General features: G+C 34.7%; 11 protein-coding genes. 9 read left to right on the top strand and 2 right to left on the bottom strand.

Going from position 1 to position 17,525, the window contains the following annotated elements; translation table 11 throughout:
• The 6 genes from ACW2QF_RS09855 to ACW2QF_RS09830 all read left to right on the top strand — a co-directional run.
• The coding region (locus tag ACW2QF_RS09855; protein ID WP_455715829.1) for a glycoside hydrolase family 36 protein at positions 1–1,787 on the top strand (1,787 nt) is incomplete at its 5' end.
• Positions 1,788–1,880: 93 nt separating this feature from the next.
• Entirely contained in the window at positions 1,881–3,617 is a 1,737-nt protein-coding gene (locus tag ACW2QF_RS09850) for a S8 family peptidase (RefSeq protein ID WP_455715828.1), read from the top strand.
• A gap of 318 nt (positions 3,618–3,935) precedes the next feature.
• Entirely contained in the window at positions 3,936–4,904 is a 969-nt protein-coding gene (locus tag ACW2QF_RS09845; protein ID WP_455715827.1) for an ABC transporter permease, read from the top strand.
• A gap of 18 nt (positions 4,905–4,922) precedes the next feature.
• Positions 4,923–5,837, top strand: coding sequence for a carbohydrate ABC transporter permease (locus ACW2QF_RS09840; RefSeq protein WP_455715826.1), 915 nt, complete (start codon positions 4,923–4,925; stop codon positions 5,835–5,837).
• Between the two features lie 66 nt (positions 5,838–5,903).
• Complete coding sequence (locus ACW2QF_RS09835) at positions 5,904–7,709, top strand: extracellular solute-binding protein (RefSeq protein WP_455715825.1); 1,806 nt, start codon at positions 5,904–5,906, stop codon at positions 7,707–7,709.
• A gap of 74 nt (positions 7,710–7,783) precedes the next feature.
• Entirely contained in the window at positions 7,784–9,559 is a 1,776-nt protein-coding gene (locus tag ACW2QF_RS09830) for a beta-galactosidase (RefSeq protein WP_455715830.1), read from the top strand.
• Here the strand turns inward: ACW2QF_RS09830 and ACW2QF_RS09825 are convergent.
• Together ACW2QF_RS09825 and ACW2QF_RS09820 are read right to left on the bottom strand one after the other, a co-directional pair.
• The gene (locus ACW2QF_RS09825; protein WP_455715824.1) at positions 9,510–11,054 is read right to left on the bottom strand and encodes a response regulator transcription factor; all 1,545 of its coding nucleotides are present in this window, start codon (positions 11,052–11,054) and stop codon (positions 9,510–9,512) included. The two genes, ACW2QF_RS09830 and ACW2QF_RS09825, sit on opposite strands and share 50 nt — an antisense overlap.
• A gap of 20 nt (positions 11,055–11,074) precedes the next feature.
• A complete protein-coding gene (locus ACW2QF_RS09820) occupies positions 11,075–12,856 on the bottom strand; it encodes a sensor histidine kinase (RefSeq protein ID WP_455715823.1) in 1,782 nt (593 codons plus the stop codon).
• A 161-nt stretch (positions 12,857–13,017) separates the two neighbouring features.
• Between ACW2QF_RS09820 and ACW2QF_RS09815 the strand changes: the two genes are divergently transcribed.
• The 3 genes from ACW2QF_RS09815 to ACW2QF_RS09805 all read left to right on the top strand — a co-directional run.
• Entirely contained in the window at positions 13,018–15,255 is a 2,238-nt protein-coding gene (locus ACW2QF_RS09815) for a beta-glucosidase (protein WP_455715822.1), read from the top strand.
• A gap of 85 nt (positions 15,256–15,340) precedes the next feature.
• A complete protein-coding gene (locus ACW2QF_RS09810) occupies positions 15,341–16,876 on the top strand; it encodes a nitrite/sulfite reductase (RefSeq protein WP_455715821.1) in 1,536 nt (511 codons plus the stop codon).
• A 315-nt stretch (positions 16,877–17,191) separates the two neighbouring features.
• Positions 17,192–17,525: metal-dependent transcriptional regulator (locus ACW2QF_RS09805; protein ID WP_455715820.1), on the top strand; the 334-nt coding region annotated here is incomplete at its 3' end.

The following is a 17,525-nucleotide window of genomic DNA, read 5'->3' as shown; positions in this document are numbered from 1 at the left end:
ATGGAACATCTGTCGTTCGTTGCTATAATAAAGTCACTAATATTGGTACGGAAGCACAGACGTTAGAATATATATCTTCATTTTGTTATACAGGCATTGAAAAAGAAGGCGTTATGTCCTCTGATGATAAGATGAATATCATGATTCCTTTTAATGGATGGCAAAAAGAGATGAGTTGGAAGAAATTTAATTTTGCTGACCTTGGTATGGCACAGACACAACCTACAGTAACGCAAAGAACTTCACAAGTAATTGAGGTAACGAATACTGGTAACTGGTCTACTAAAAAATATTTACCAATGGGATACCTTGAGAATACTGAGGCACATACAAGTTTTTATTGGCAGATAGAACATAATGGTTCATGGCATTATGAAATCGGTGATCAAAATAATACTTATTATCTATGCGTAAGTGGTCCAACTGAATTGCAATCCCAATGGTATCAAGTATTAAATCCAGGTGAATCCTTCGAAACTGTACCAGTTGCAGTAGGTGTTGCAACAGATGATTTTGATACTGCGATGGGAGAATTAACAAAGTATCGTCGTATGATACGTAGACCAAACAAAGATGATGAAGAATTACCAGTAATCTTTAATGACTATATGAATTGCCTTTTTGGAGATCCTACAACGGAGAAAGAACTACCATTAATTGATGTAGCAGCTGAAAGTGGTTGCGAGTATTATGTTATTGATGCTGGTTGGTATGCACCAGGTGAATGGTGGGATAGTGTAGGTGAGTGGAAGGAAAGTAAAGAACGTTTTCCAAAAGGAATCAAAGAAGTAACTGATTACATAAGGAAAAAGGGAATGGTTGCAGGAGTTTGGCTTGAACTCGAGGTAATGGGTATTGAATGTGAGAAAGCTAAGAAAGCACCAGATAACTGGTTCTTCGTTCGCCACGGAAAGAGAGTATTTGATCGAAGCCGCTATCAACTAGATTTTAGAAATCCAGAAGTTATTACACATGTAGATGAAGTAATCGATCGTGTTGTACGTGATTACGGAGTCGGCTATATTAAGATGGATTATAATATTGAACCTGGAGCAGGAACGGAAATTGATGCAGATAGTGTTGGTCATGGATTATTAGAACATGAAAAAGCATATCTTAGATGGTTAGATGGAGTTTTTGAAAGATATCCTGATTTGGTTATTGAGAATTGCTCTAGTGGTGGACTACGTATTGATTATGCATTGTTAAGTCGATGTAGCATTCAATCTACATCAGATCAAGAAGATTATAGAAATTATGCAACAATAGCTGCTAATGCAATTGCTGGGGTTACTCCAGAACAAGCTGCTGTATGGTCATATCCTATGAAGAATGGGGACAAGGAAGAAGTTATCTATAATATGATCAATGCGATGCTATTACGTATTCATCAAAGTGGACATCTTGCTGAGTTATCAGAAGAAAGACTAGATCTTGTTAAGGAGGGAATTGCATGCTATAAAGCAATACGTGGTGATATTAAACATGCATTACCTTTCTGGCCAAATGGTTTAGCAGACAACAAAGATACTTGGTTATGCTCAGGAATTAAGACAGAAGATAAGGCATATCTTGCTGTATGGAAGAGGTATGACAAGGAAAATACCTGGATGATTGATTTAAGAAAAAGCCTATTGGAAAGTGGAAAGAGCATAGAGAAGGTAAGATGCATCTATCCTACTAAGGAAGCAACTGAGTTTAATTTTGATTCAGAGAAAATGGAATTATCAGTTACATTTGATAAACCTGTTATGGCAAGATTATTTGAAATTATTATTTCTAAATAATAATGAGTTTCTTTTAATAGGAATATACAGTACAGTGGTATTTCTCCAAAGGCTATCATATATTTAGTTAATCAATATTAGGAAACGTAAGTTATGAATAGTGGAAAAAGAGATAACCAACTTAATCTAGCCCTTGATGTTGATCAAGAGACTAGAGCACAAACTCTTGATCTTGATGTCGGATTTAGACCAGATGAAAAATCCTGGGAACTTATTGTCAAATATTCAGGTAGTTTACAAAGAATTCGTGATGAGCTACAAATACAAGTAGTTGAGCTATTGAATGAATATGCAATTATCGTTATACCAGAACATTTAATAGATCGTCTAGGCGATTATGAGGAAATTGAATTTATAGAGAAACCAAAGAGACTACTGTTTGCGGTGTCCACTGGGAGATCTGTATCTTGCATCAATCCTCTTCAAACACCACAATACAATTTGTTTGGAGAGGGTGTACTTGTGGGAATTGTGGATTCTGGAATAGATTATGGACATCCTGACTTTCGCAATGAAGATGGTACTACAAGGATTGAAGCTATATGGGATCAAACAATAAGTGGAAATCCTCCAGAAGGATATACGATTGGTACTTTGTATACTAGGGAAAAAATTAATGAAGCCTTAGCGGTAAGAGATTTACCTAGACGATTAGAAATTGTTCCAAGTGTAGATTTGTCTGGTCATGGAACTGGCGTAGCAGGTATCGCAAGTGGGAATGGAAGAGCAAGTAATGGTGTTAACAGAGGCGTAGCGTCACAGAGTACGATATTAGTAGTAAAGCTAGGTGTACCTTTTACTGATTCTTTTCCTAATACTACGCAATTAATGCAAGGAGTGGATTTTTGTGTACGAACTGCATTAAATATGAGAATGCCCATTGCAATTAATCTTAGTTTCGGAAATGAGTATGGTTCACATGATGGAAGATCAATACTTGAATATTATCTTAATGATATAGCAAATTTCTGGAAAAGTAGTATTGTGATTGGATCAGGTAACGAAGGAGCGATGGCACGTCATACATCAGGTATTGTTAGTAACAACGGTAGAGAGATAGTAGAGATTGGAGTAGCTGAGTTCGAAAGAACATTTAATTTACAATTATGGAAGAATTATAATGATATTATGTCCATTGAAATTACAAGTCCAAATAATGTAACTGTAGGTCCTATTCGTGAAATTCAAGGAAAGCAAAGTTTTGTAGTGGAAAATACGATGGTTTTGTTTTATTATGGAGAACCCATACCGTTTAATCCATCACAGGAGATATATTTTGAGTTTATACCTTTAGGAGAAAGAGTTGCTCCAGGCATATGGAAGATCACACTTAATGGAGAGAGGATTGTTGTTGGTAGTTATAATATGTGGTTGCCAGCAGGCAATTCAATTAATGAACAAACCCGTTTTTTACGACCAATTCCACAAGTTACATTAACAATTCCATCAACAACATATCGTTCCATTACGGTTGGAGCATATGATGATTTAACAGATAGTTATGCCAATTTTTCAGGACGTGGATTCACAAGAGATCAAGGATATAAACCAGATCTTGTTGCCCCAGGTGTTAATATAACTACAACTGCACCAAATGGGGGATATACTTCTTTGACGGGGACTTCGTTTGCAACTCCATTTGTTACGGGGAGTGCAGCATTATTAATGCAATGGGGAATTGTAGAGGGAAATGATCCTTATCTATATGGAGAAAAAATAAAAGCGTATTTGATTAATGGAGCGAGACATCTACCAGGTTATTCTGAATATCCCAATCCAGAGGTTGGTTGGGGAGCATTGTGTTTAAGAGATAGCTTACCATTATTGTAACTAAATAAGGCTATTGCAACATTACAACTTTTCTGGCTGAATACCATATGTGAATATATATACTCATAATGGTACACAGCTTTGAAAAGTTGTTTTTTTGATTTTTATCTAAAAAGTTTATTTAGAATTTATTAAAAATACATAATAAAAAATAAAAATACATAAAAAATTATATATTTGATACCTTGAAAAATCTATATCCATTAAAAATTAGTGTAAAAATCTAAAATTTACAATTTGTTATCTTGAATTTTCGTGGTATGAAGTGGTCTAAAGTGGTGATAAAATTTAGATAATTTCAGAAGGAGGTTCAAGATTATGGATAAAAAGTGTATAGGAGAACAACCTTATCGCTTCGAGTTAGAACTAAAAAATAGGAAGAAGAGAAAAAACAGAGAAGGGAAAAAGCTATTTTTATTGATTCTACCATTTTTAGTTTTGTGTTTCTTATTTTCTTATTTTCCACTACATGGATGGATATATGCACTTTACGATTATAGAGCTCCACTGAAGTTATCTCAGTGTGAATTCGTTGGACTTAAATGGTTTAAGACATTATTTAGTAATCCAACTCAAGTAAAGTTGCTTGGGCAAGTTTTGAAAAATACATTTGCAATGAGCTTACTTGGAATTGCTACATCATTTTTACCAGTATTGTTTGCAGTGTTTTTAAACGAGATAAAGAGTAAAAAGTTTAAGAACATCGTACAAACACTTACTACACTTCCAAATTTCATTAGCTGGACATTGGTTTATTCGGTAGCATTTTGTTTGTTTTCACCATCAGGTATGCTTAATTCAGTACTTGAACAAATTGGAGTTATATCAGAACCGCTGAAGATTCTTGATAGCTCAAAGCATGTGTGGTTGCAGATGATTTTATGGAGCACATGGAAGGGACTTGGTTGGGGCTCAATCATGTACCTTGCAGCAATCGCAGGTATCGATCAAGAATTATATGATGCTGCAAAGGTTGATGGTGCAGGAAGATGGCAGTTAATGAGAAAAATAACAATCCCATCATTAATGCCTACATATTTTGTAATGTTGATGCTTTCAGTTGCAAATTTCTTGAATAATGGAATGGATCAGTATTACGTTTTCCAAAATTCATTTAATAAGCAAAGTATTCAGGTTTTGGATTTGTACGTATATAATATTGGTATGACTGGAAGAAGTCTTTCTCTAGCAACAGCAATTGGAATCATGAAGAGTCTTGTTAGTATAACATTGTTAGCAATAGTAAATTATACATCGAAGAAGACGCGTGGCGAGAGCATTATATAGAAAAGAGGGAGAAAGATTATGATAGCAACTAGTGAAAAAAGGAAACAGAAAAGTAAAAAGGATTATTTGTTTCATATCTGTAACTATGCTGTATTTGCATTATTAACATTTATCTGCGCTTATCCGTTCTATTATTTGATTATAAATACAATTAGTGCAAATGATTTGAGCGCAAATGGAGCTATAAACTTTTTACCTAAAAAGATTCATATCGAGAACTATGTACAGGTGTTTAAGCTTAGCGGGCTTGGAAGAGGTATTTTGATATCGGTTGCAAGAACAGTAATTGGTACAGTATTTACGGTGATGGCTTCTGCATATTTAGGTTTTATGTTTACACAGCAGAAGATGTGGCATAGAAAGTTTTGGTATCGATTCATTATTATCACGATGTATTTTAATGCCGGGTTGATTCCAATGTTTATGACTATGAAGACATTAAATTTGACAAATTCATTTTGGGTATATATAATTCCAGCTATTGTACAACCATTTAATATTATCATGGTAAAGACATACGTTGAATCAATTCCACCAGCACTACAAGAAGCAGCAAAGATAGACGGTGCAGGAATTCTTAAATGCTTTTACAAAATCATATTACCAACATGTAAACCAATTCTAGCGACAATTGCAATATGGGCAGCAGTTGGACAATGGAATTCATTCCAAGATACATTGATTTATATTTCAGATCAGAAGTTATATTCACTACAATATTTACTGTATACATATTTGAATCAAGCGAACTCGATAGCTACATTGGTTAAGTCTTCTGGTGTACAGTCAGTTGCAAATCTTGTTACACAGCAGACACCGACATCTATCCGTATGACGATTTCAGTAATTGTAGTGTTGCCAATCCTATTTATATACCCAATGTTCCAAAGATATTTTGTTAAGGGTATTATGATTGGTTCTGTTAAGGGGTAAGAAGAGGCTATTGCTTCTTGCGATAAATTATAGTAAAAAGATAAGGAAAAGGATTGGAGGATTACTATGAGGAAAACAATGAAAAAGAGAGTATTAGGAATTGCTCTCGTAACAGCAATGATAGCATCATCATTAACTGGTTGTGGAAAAAACTCAAATGGGGGCAACAACGGTAATAACGGCAACAGCAATAAGTCAGCGGAAACTAGCTCAGAATCTGGAGGAAAGTATGAAAAAACCATTACTGTAGATGTATTTGACAGTCAAGCTAATTTCCAAGGGGTTCAAAGCGGTTGGTTCGCAAAAATCGTAAAAGAAAAATTCAACATGGAGTTAAATATTATTGCTCCAAATGTAGCTGGAGGAGGAGATTCATTATATCAAACACGTTCAGCAAATGGTGATCTTGGTGATTTAATTATCACAAACTTAGATAAAAGTCGTTTAAAAGATATGGTTTCTGCTGGTCTTGTTTTGAACATGACGGATTATTTGGATAGTTGCGAAAATCTTAAGAAATATGAAGAAGCAATTAAGCAAGCAAGCGAATTAGCAGAAACAGAAGGAATGTGGGCTGTTCCTAGTGAAATTTCAAATCAGGCAGCTACAGAGCCTTGTGAAGCTTTAGAACCAACTAATGCACCATCATTACGTTGGGATTTATATGCAGCTGTTGGTTATCCTCAAATGTCTACTTTAGAGGACATGTTAGATGTACTTAAACAGATGCAAGATAAAGCAGGAAAGAGCGATTCTGGTAAAGATGTATATGCATTCTCTTTATTCAAAGATTGGGATGGAGATATAATGCAGAATGCAGGAGCTTTGGCTTCATTATATGGATATGAACCATCAGGTTTTGCTATGTCAAAGGTTGATGGATCAGACGTACAAAGTATTTTGGACGAAGATGGAATTTATTTAAGAGCATTAAAGTTCTTATATCAAGCAAACCAAATGGGATTAGTAGATCCAGAATCTACAACACAAAACTTTGATACACTTCAAACAAAATATGACGATGGTGCAGTATTGTATTCATTATGGCCATGGCTTGGAACTAGTAGATATAATACAACTGAAAACGCAGCTAATGGAAAAGGATTCCAATCAGCTGTAATTGATGATATGCAATGCTTATCTTATGGTTCTATGCCATTAGGTAAAATGGAAGTTGGTATTATGGTTGGAAGTAAAGCAGAAGACCCACAAAGATTAGTTGATTTTATTGATTGGTTGTACTCACCAGAAGGTATTCAAACATCAACAGCTCAAACAGGTGGAACATGTGGACCAGAAGGTTTAACTTGGGAAATGAAAGATGGTAAACCAGTTTTAACTGAGTTTGGTGTAAAAGCATTTGTTGATATTGAAGATGGATTGAATGTTCCAGAAGAGTGGGGCGGCGGTTCATGGAAAGACGGCGTTTCACAACTTAATATTAAGACAGTTGGTATAGTTGATGTAGATGAAGAAACTGGTATGTGCTATAATTACCAACGTTGGGATGATTATCAAAGCAGAATATCAACAAAATTAACAGAAGACTGGGCTGCACATCACGATGGTGTAAAATCTTCAATTGAATATCTGTCAGACAACAATCTTTTACTTGTTCTTGCAGGTACAAATTATGCAACACCAGAATACGATACAGATATCAGCACAATTAAAGAGCAATGTAAACAAAGTATTGTAGCTTATTCATGGCAAATGGTATTTGCTAAAGATGATGCTGAGTTTAATAGCTTATATAAAGAAATGAAAGAAACAGTTAATGGACTTGGATTTGAACAAGTATTAGCTGTTGATAAACAAAACTGCCAAGATAAAATTGTAAAAATTAAAGAAGCAGTAGAAGTATCAAAATAAATAAAGAATTGAGAATTAATGCAGGAACGCTGATGACAACATCAGTGTTCCTGTTTTACTAATTAGGAGGTGGTATTATAATTCCATATAATAAATTAAATAAGATTGCATATGGTGGGGATTATAATCCTGAACAATGGCCTGAAGAAATATGGTCAGAAGATATGCAATTACTAAATCTTGCAAAAATTGATATTGTTACCTTGAATGTATTTTCCTGGGCAACCTTACAACCGAATGAAACAAGTTATTATTTTACAAAATTGGATAAAATTATGGAGCTGGTAAAAAGAAATAATCTAAAAGTGTGTCTTGCAACATCTACAGGAGCACATCCAGCATGGATGGCAAAAAAATATCCAGATATCTTACGAGTGGATTTTGAAGGAAGAAAAAGAAAATTCGGAGGAAGACACAATTCCTGTCCCAATAGCCCTACTTATCATAAATATTGTGTTGCACTAGTAAATAAGCTAGCAAACCGTTACAAGGACTATGATAATATTGTTGCTTGGCATGTTTCTAATGAATTTGGCGGTGAATGTTATTGCGAGAACTGTGAAAAAGAGTTTCAGGTTTGGTTACAAGATAAATATCATACAATAGATAAATTGAATACTGCATGGAATACAAGTTTTTGGGGACACACCTTTTATGAATGGGATGAGATTGTTCTACCAGATTCAAGAAGTGAACATTTTGAACAGGATAGAACTATGTTTCAGGGAATTTCACTTGACTATCGAAGATTTATGTCAGATTCCTTGTTAAGATGTTATATTGAAGAACATAACGCAATTAAAAAGATTATTCCTAGTGCAGTAATAACAACAAATCTAATGGGATTTTATAAACCACTGAATTATTTTGAATGGGCAAAGCATATGGACTTTGTATCATGGGATAATTATCCCGCTAATGACGATTCTTATGCTAAAATTGCAATGTCACATGACCTAATGCGTGGTATAAAACAGGGAGAACCATTTGCACTAATGATGGATTGGGAGAATTGGTGGGCAATTGAATATTCTGCAGGGCCAAGTTGTGATTTGAAATACTTAAAAGAATTTGGTCGTTATTATGAAGCACTACGAAATATGAATTATAATGTAGATATAATTTCTTCCGAAGATGATTTGTTACAGTATAAGATTGTAATCGCTCCAGTTCTTTATATGGTAAAAGGTAAAGATGATGAGAGAATCCGTGAATTTGTAAAGGAAGGAGGAATCTTCCTGACGACATTTTTCAGCGGAATTGTTGAGGAGAATGATCTTGTTACTTTAGGAGGATATCCAGGTAAGTTGAGAGATATTCTTGGAATATGGGTAGAAGAGGAAGATGCATTAGCTAAAGAACAAAAAAATGGTTTCTCTTACAAAGGAAAAGAGTATCCAGCAATGCTATTATGTGATTTGATACATCTAGAAGGTGCAGTACAGATAGATGATTATGGATATGCTGAGGATTTCTACAAAGAATTGCCTGTTCTAACAATGAACCATTATGGAAAAGGAAGATCTTATTATGTTGCAACGGCATCTGATGAGGATTTTTACCGGGAGTTTTTACAGGATCTGTGCACTTCAGCTAATGTCCATCCGGTAATTGTTACACCGGATGGAGTAGAAGCTACAAGTAGAGAAAATGAGAATGAACGTATGATTTTTCTCATGAATCATAATCAAGAAGATGCATTGATAGATTTACCTTTTAAAGCCTTCGATGTTATTACGAATCAGACGTTTGAAGCTGGTCAGATATGTCTAAAACGAAGAGAAGTTATGATACTAACTACTATTCCTTCCGACGGTATTCCGCAGGGCTTTGATTCATACGTTTCTTAAATTTTTGATGAAAATAATCTACATTTTTGTATCCAACTTTACTTGCAATTTCATAAACTTTCATATCGGTATTATCTAGTAAATATGTGGCCTTCTTAATTCTTACCTGATCAAGGTAGGAATTAAAGTTAAGGCCCATTTTTTGTGTGAAAAGTTTACCAAAATAAGAACTGTTGTATCCGAATAATGGAGCAATGGTTTCAAGCTTTAATGGCCTTTCATAGTTATGTTCTATATAATCCAATACAGAATCAAAGACATTCTCACTGGAATTATTTCCGATTGCCCGAATAATCATATCAAATTGTTCCGTAAAATAAAGTAAAATTTCATACAGATAGTACTTATTCTCAATTAACTCTAATATAGCTGCATTATGAACAAAAGGAATATTTACATCGCTATATGAATGCATAATAGATTGCTTAATTTGGAAAAAAATATCAGCAAGGAAATATTTGATATTTGATATCTCGTCACCACTTGTATAGAGACTATTACGTAATTCTGTTAATATTTCTGATATTCTTCGGCGATTACAGGTCGTGATGGAATTCACAAGTCTATTACTATAGGACTGAGTCATATCTGCATTCAATATGGAGTGGTAGGAAGACAATTCTGGAAGCACTTCATAGGAAAGTACGTGTTGGTTTTCCTCACAGAAAAATCTCCGGTTCATTAACCGACAGCATTCATCATAGGAAAGATGAATGTTAGCAAGCGATGAAACAGTCTGCCCATAGGTGAGAAAAATCGTATCCAAAGGCGAACCTTTTTGGGTACCTTCCTCATAATGATGAAGACAAGCATTAAATCGTTCCAAAGCGAAGTTCCCTTTTAACAGAATGACTTCGTGGTTGTCAATTGTTATATGTTCAAAAGAGTTATTATCCTGGTTCGTAACACGTAATATATCAGCAAAACTATAAGAACGAAAATAAGGTGTATACCCTTCGTATATTACAACTTGATAAATAGGGGAAGAGAGGCCTAATTCCACGTAGTTAATAGATGGGTTAAACTCATTCCCTGTAAGTAGATCGTGGAGTACTGTAGTTTTTGCTTTACGAAGATATTGATGTCTAGAGTTTTCACGCAACTTGTTTGTCTCTATTTTCTCGCGTACAGATGTAACAGCTTCTGCTAGTTCATCTTCATCAATTGGTTTGGTGAGATAGAATGAGGCACCAAAATGAAGAGCAGTCTGTGCATATTTAAAATCTGAATACCCAGATAGAATAATAAAGGCACCTGAAAATCCCTCTTTACGAGCTAGTTCAATTAATTCAGTTCCATACATTCCGGGCATGTGAATATCAAGTAGAACTAAGCCTGGCTGATATTTATGTATCATATCAATGGCATCTTTACCATTACTAGCTTCACCACAGATACAAAATCCTAGTGCATTCCAATCAATAATATATTTTAATCCTTCACGGACTATTTTTTCATCATCTACGATTAGTACATTAATTAATTCGTTTTCCATAGTATCTCCATCCTGTATATTTAGTTTGTGAAAGAACGTGGAAGTTTTAGTGTTACGGTAGTGCCTTGATTTTGACGGCTATTAACTTCCATGCAGTATTCCTCACCATAGAAAAGGTGAATACGTTGCCTAATATTGTACAAACCAATACTTCGGCTATCATTGGGATCATGATTACTAATATTAGAATTTAGTTTATCAAGAGAATCAGCATCCATACCTATTCCATTATCACGAATCGTAATTATCAGATTGGAATCTTGAGTAGCAATTGAAATAGTAACAAGCCCTTTTTCATTGATATTTTCAAGCCCATGTATAATAGCATTCTCGACTATAGGTTGAAGCAGAAGAGGAAGAATTTTGTATTCGTCAGTATCTAAATCTTCCTGAATCTCAAATGCTGTATTAACTCGATCGCCAAAACGTAATTGTTGAATGGAAAGATAAGTTTTAATATAATCTAATTCTTTCGTAAGTGTTGTACAACTGGTACCGGTGTTTTCTAAAACATAATGCATTGACTTACCAAGGAGTTTAATTGAAGTTGCAACATCACGATTTCCGCTTGATAAAGCCTGCATCCGTATCGTCTCTAATGTATTATATAGAAAATGTGGATTAATTTGGCTGGCTAGCATTTTAAATTCCATTTTTTGTTGTCCATTAATTAATTGTTGTTCGTTTAATTGTGCTTGATAATATTGTGCTTCCTTGTCACGGATCATTTGTACTGTTGCTTTCAAATCTTGGAAGATTTCAACTAATTCGTCATCACCTTGAAAGTTATCAATAATGTTGTACTCACCAAGTCGTGCCTGATGCATCGCACGTTTTAGAGTGGTAATTCTTCCACTAAAGTAAGAAGAAAATAAATAGATGATTGCAGAAGGAACAATTGTTGCAACAAGTATAATAAATACATACTGAAGTGTCATGCGATTCAGATTTTGATAAGCGGAAGAGTCACTGACACTTATGAAGAATAGATTATCCGTTTTATATGGGCTAAATGTCAATATGTTCGTTAGAACAGTAGTATTATTAATAGTAAGTGGACCCGTATATGTATAATATTTCCCGTCAAAATCTTTTGGTACGGGCATTTGTGTTTTGATGAGTGATCTGTCAGAGGAGTAGAATACTGGAGTGTTGTCTACTGTCGCCATAATTTGAAAGTCCGTTTGATCGATTCGGTTTTTTATGTAATTATTGTCTAGACATATTACGATATAGGCTGAATATTCTTGCGAAATGATTCCAATCCTACGAACTAAAGATAGCTCATAGACATCATTATTGAAGCGATTTTTGCTTGGTATGCATGTCCATGTACTCCAACTACCATTACTGGCTAAATACCAGTTTTCATCATTATAGTTAGGAAGACTGGATATATAGTCTTCACTTGGAATATCTGGATTGTCTGTGTATATCTGTATGGATGAGATTGCTGTTGTATTCTTTCGTAATGAACTTAAAGAGTTATTAATCTCTTTAAAGTATTGTTTTTCTGTATCACTGGAATAATCAGAACCAAATAGTTTCATACAGCTATTGCTATTCAAAATAGCTTCCGTTGAAGTATAGAGTGAAGTGGTAATATCAAATAAAATTGAATTAATACGAAGTCCGTCTGCCTTAACCTGAGAACGGTAATGCTGGGACATTTGATTGCGCACATGTACTACAGAGAAGGTGCCAAGAATCAGAATCGGCAGAATCGCTGCAAGTAAGAAAATTCTTAAAATTTGTTTCTTTATTTTTGAAATCTCAAAAAACTTATGATAATCCTGTCTCATAGTTCACACATTCCCCATATACAATTTTTATTAGATTTATCTATAATAATTATAGTAAATCAAGTGGAAAAAAGCTAGTAGGAAAAGAGCTTTTTTTATCGTATACTGGCACTACTAATAATATGAGAAAATAACATGATAATTATATAATGGAGGGAAATATGGAGCAAAGAGAATTAGAAGAAAAAATTGAGCTATTGTTACAAGAACTTACTCTACAAGAAAAAATAAAAATGATTCATGGAGCTGGTCTTTTTCAAACGGGCGAAGTGGAACGTTTACATATTCCTAGCATTAAAATGTCAGATGGGCCAATGGGAGTACGTAATGAGTTTCGTCAGTCCGAGTGGATACCTTCTGGTACATCAGATGATTATGTAACATACTGTCCAAGTAATAGTGCACTTGCAACCACATGGAATAAAGAGCTTGCACAAATGACAGGGCAAGTTTTAGGAGAAGAAGCAAGAGGACGAGGGAAAGATGTTATATTAGCACCAGGAATTAACATAAAACGTACGCCGTTATGTGGTAGGAATTTTGAATATTTCAGTGAAGATCCTTACCTGATATCAAAGTTAGTAGTACCGCTTATTGAGGGAATAGAGAGTGCAGATGTTGCAGCCTGTGTGAAACATTTCGCTTTGAATAATCAGGAAACAGAAAGACTGTGGGTGAACGTAGAAATCGATGAACGTGCTTTACGGGAAATATATCTTCCGGGATTTGAAGCAGCAGTTAAGGAGGCGCAAACAAAATCATTAATGGGTGCTTACAATCTTTTTAGAGGAGAGCATTGCTGCCAAAGTGAAGCATTGTTAGGACGTATTCTTAGAGAGGAATGGAATTATGATGGTTTGATTGAATCAGATTGGGGTGGAGTACATGATACCAAGAAAGCTGCAGAAAGTCCACTTGATATTGAGATGTCAGTAACTCCTGATTTTGATGAGTATTGTATGGCAAATCCATTATTAAAGGCGGTTAATAATAATGAGATTAAGGAAAGTTTTATAGATGAAAAAATTCGTAACATCTTACGCTTTATGCTAAGACTTAAAATGATAGATGTAGCTTGTACAATGTTACCTGATGGAGAAAAACAGGTAAGAGCAGTTTCAAATACAGAACGAAAAAGTGGAAATTATAATACACCAAGTCATCGTCAGGCAGTTCTTGAAACAGCAAGAGAATCAATTGTACTGTTAAAGAATGAAGAAGAAAGATTACCTCTTGATCAATCAAAACTAAAAAGGCTACTGGTAATAGGAGAAAATGCGGTACGGTTACATGCATTAGGTGGTGGTAGTGCAGAGATAAAAGCGTTATATGAGGTATCTCCTTTGTTAGGACTAAAGTGTCAGCTAGGAGGTAATTGCGAGATTACATATGCACAGGGGTATTATGTTCCTACAAAGAAGGAATCGGAGAAAAATTGGCAAGAAGACAGTCTGGAAGATAAGCTAGATGATCAGAAGAAGGATTTCTTAGATGAATCCGAAAAGAATGAGCAGAAAAGGCTTCGAGAAGAGGCAGTTAAACTTGCAGCAGAGTATGATGATGTGATTTATATCGGAGGATTAAATCATGAATATGATGTTGAAGGCTTTGATAGAGATAGTTTAGAACTTCCTTATGAACAAGATGAATTAATACAAGAACTTCTTAAAGTAAATCCTAAGATGATTGTCGTGATGATGGCTGGTAATCCAGTTGGAATGAACGACTGGCTGAACCAGGCAAAAGCCGTTCTTTGGTTGGGGTATTGCGGAATGGAAGGAGGAAATGCTTTGACAGAAGTCCTTCTTGGTAAAGTGAATCCTTCTGGTAAACTGGCTGAATCCATGCCATTTAGATTAGAAGATACGAGTGTATCTGTGTTTGGTGAATATCCTGGTAGAGCATTAACCAAAGAAGAGTCAAAGCTTATGAATGCACATCTGACAGAAGAATATCTTGAAGGAATATTTGTAGGGTATCGATACTATGAAAAGTATAATGTACCAGTTCAATTTTGTTTTGGTCATGGTTTATCTTACACAGAGTTTTCCTATAGTAACATACAGATTGAATGGAAATTACAGGAAAGCGGTGATGAGGTTCTTATAGTAAGAGCTAAGATAAGAAATATTGGAAAACGAGCAGGCAAAGAAATAGTGCAGCTTTATGTGGGAGAAAAAGAAGTAAGTAAGCAAAATCCAGTAAAGGAATTGAAAGGATTTGAAAAAATACTGTTACAGCCTGACGAATGTAAGGAAGTAGAAATGATAATTAAGAAACAGGACTTTAGCCATTATGATGAATCCAGTCAGGAATGGATTGTAAAAGATGGTAAATATGTAATAAGCGTCGGAAGTTCTCTTATGGATATAAGACTTCAAGAAGAAATAGAATTTTGATAAATATAAATTAGGGTTTGTAAGAAATATACTGGATGTGTTAATATTAGAGATAACATTAACAGAATAAAGGATGGTATTTTTAATGGCAAAAAATCATGTGGAAGAATTTCGTGGCGATTTAAAAGAATTTCATGAGATGACTAAAAAATTTTATCAAAAAGAAATATCAGTACAGGAATATAAATCTTTCTCAGGTGGTTTCGGTAGTTATGCTCAAAGAGGTGGCGAGAGCAGCATGCTACGTCTTCGATTTGCAGGTGGTGAAATTAGCAAGGAAGATCTTAAGTTTGTTGTTGATAGTATTAAAAAATACAATATTGACCTATTGCATTTTACGACATGCCAGACTATACAAGCTCATAATTTATCAGAGGCTTCTGTTTGTGGCTTAATAGAAGATGCCTTTGATCATGGAATAATAACAAGAGGCGGTGGTGGTGATTATCCTAGAAATGTAATGTGTTCTCCACTTTCAGGTGTGGAAGAAGGCGAGTTTTTTAATCCACTTCCTTATGCAAAGGAAGCAGGTGACTATCTGCTTGGTTTCATTCATACAGTGAAGCTTCCACGTAAATTTAAAGTGGGTTTTGCAAATAGCGAAAAGAATGAAACACATACAACATTTCGTGATTTAGGCTTTGTTGCAAAAGAAAATCAAACCTTTGATGTATATGCAGCAGGTGGACTTGGAATTAAGCCTAAGATGGGAGTATGCGTTGCGAAAGATGTGGAACCTAGTAAAATCCTATATTACATCAAAACAATGATTGATGTTTTCACCGAATATGGAAATTATACTAGTAGGGCAGCTTCACGGACAAGATTCTTACAAGATACCCTGGGGGTAGATGGATTTATTAATGTCTATCAAGAAAAACTTTCCTATAATCTAGAGAATGAGAAGCTAGATATTAATGTTAAACCAGATGTGGTTAATAAGACTGGAGATGGTGAAATCTCAAATCCTAGAATTATAAAACAAAGCCAAACTGGCTTATATGCAGTATTGTACCACCCATTTGGTGGAAGTCCAAGTATAGAGTTCTTTGCAAAACTCTATGACACAATTAAAAACATGAAAGAAGTGAAGCTAAGAGTTTCTCCAGATCAAGGAGTCTATATTATCAATCTTACAGCAACAGAAGCACAAAGAGTATTAGAGATAACAAAAGATGGGGCAAATACACTATTTGAAAGATCCACTGCATGTGTAGGAGCAACCATCTGTCAAGTTGGAATTGGTAATTCAAAAGGACTTTTAGATACTTGTATAGAACGTGTAAGACAAGAGAAGTTTAAAGATAGGGTATTACCAGCAATTCACATCTCAGGTTGTCCATCTTCTTGTTCTGCCCATCAAATTGGTACGCTAGGATTTCGAGGTGGTAAAAAGCCAACCAATGATGGTCCGAAATTTGCATTTGCTGTCTATGAAGATGGTTGTGAACTTCTTGGTAAAGAAAACTTTGGGAAAGAGATGGGGGTTATCGTAGAAGAGGACATCCCTGAATTCTTAGTTGATATAGGAAAAGAGGTAACTTCATTAGGTTTAACCTATGAAGAATACAGAAAGAAATACCCAGAGAAATTAGGACAGTTAGCTGCAAAGTATCTATAAAAGAAAAGTTATTAAATTAAAAGCATTCACACACCGGTAAAAACACTTCCGAGAAGTTGAATGCCAATGGCGTACATTTTATGTTCGCCGTTGGCACACACCTTTTCGGAAGTTTTTTAACGTTGCATTTCTTTAATTTAATAACTTTATGATACTTTTTTTAGAACTGTTTATTCAGATTCTATCATTGTTAATTTTTGAGTGACAGCGCTTTGTTTTTTTTACATATATATAATTAGGAATAATTCTTAATTTACTTGACAAATATACCAAAAGGATGTAATGTTAACCTAGGTTAACAAAAGGAGGCGTATAATGGGTATTTCAAAATCATTAGAAGAATATATCAAAACAATGTACATTTTGCAGAGTCAAAAAGGAGATATTAGAGTTACAGATATCGCTAATAAAATGCAATGCACAAAGGCGAGTGTAAATAAATCAATTAAACTATTGGCAGAAAATAATCTAGTGAATTATGAAGTATATGGAAAAATTGAAATTAGTGAGGAAGGCTATAAAACTGCTAGAAAAGTGTTAGAGGCCCATGATATCTTATATCTTTTCTTAACGGAAATATTAGAAATAAACCATGAGGAAGCAAACATAGAGGCAGAGAACATGAAAAAAAGTATGAATGATCATACTT

Source organism: Anaerosporobacter sp. (assembly GCF_965301125.1).
The sequence above is the reverse complement of the archived record's forward strand: the minus strand, read 5'-3'. Positions and strand labels throughout refer to the sequence as shown.

Coding starts and splice junctions, on each gene's coding strand:
- ACW2QF_RS09835 (WP_455715825.1), top strand. CDS start 5,904: ATGAGGAAAACAATGAAAAAGAGAGTATTAGGAATTGCTCTCGTAACA.
- ACW2QF_RS09820 (WP_455715823.1), bottom strand. CDS start 12,856: ATGAGACAGGATTATCATAAGTTTTTTGAGATTTCAAAAATAAAGAAA.
- ACW2QF_RS09825 (WP_455715824.1), bottom strand. CDS start 11,054: ATGGAAAACGAATTAATTAATGTACTAATCGTAGATGATGAAAAAATA.
- ACW2QF_RS09845 (WP_455715827.1), top strand. CDS start 3,936: ATGGATAAAAAGTGTATAGGAGAACAACCTTATCGCTTCGAGTTAGAA.
- ACW2QF_RS09810 (WP_455715821.1), top strand. CDS start 15,341: ATGGCAAAAAATCATGTGGAAGAATTTCGTGGCGATTTAAAAGAATTT.
- ACW2QF_RS09815 (WP_455715822.1), top strand. CDS start 13,018: ATGGAGCAAAGAGAATTAGAAGAAAAAATTGAGCTATTGTTACAAGAA.
- ACW2QF_RS09840 (WP_455715826.1), top strand. CDS start 4,923: ATGATAGCAACTAGTGAAAAAAGGAAACAGAAAAGTAAAAAGGATTAT.
- ACW2QF_RS09850 (WP_455715828.1), top strand. CDS start 1,881: ATGAATAGTGGAAAAAGAGATAACCAACTTAATCTAGCCCTTGATGTT.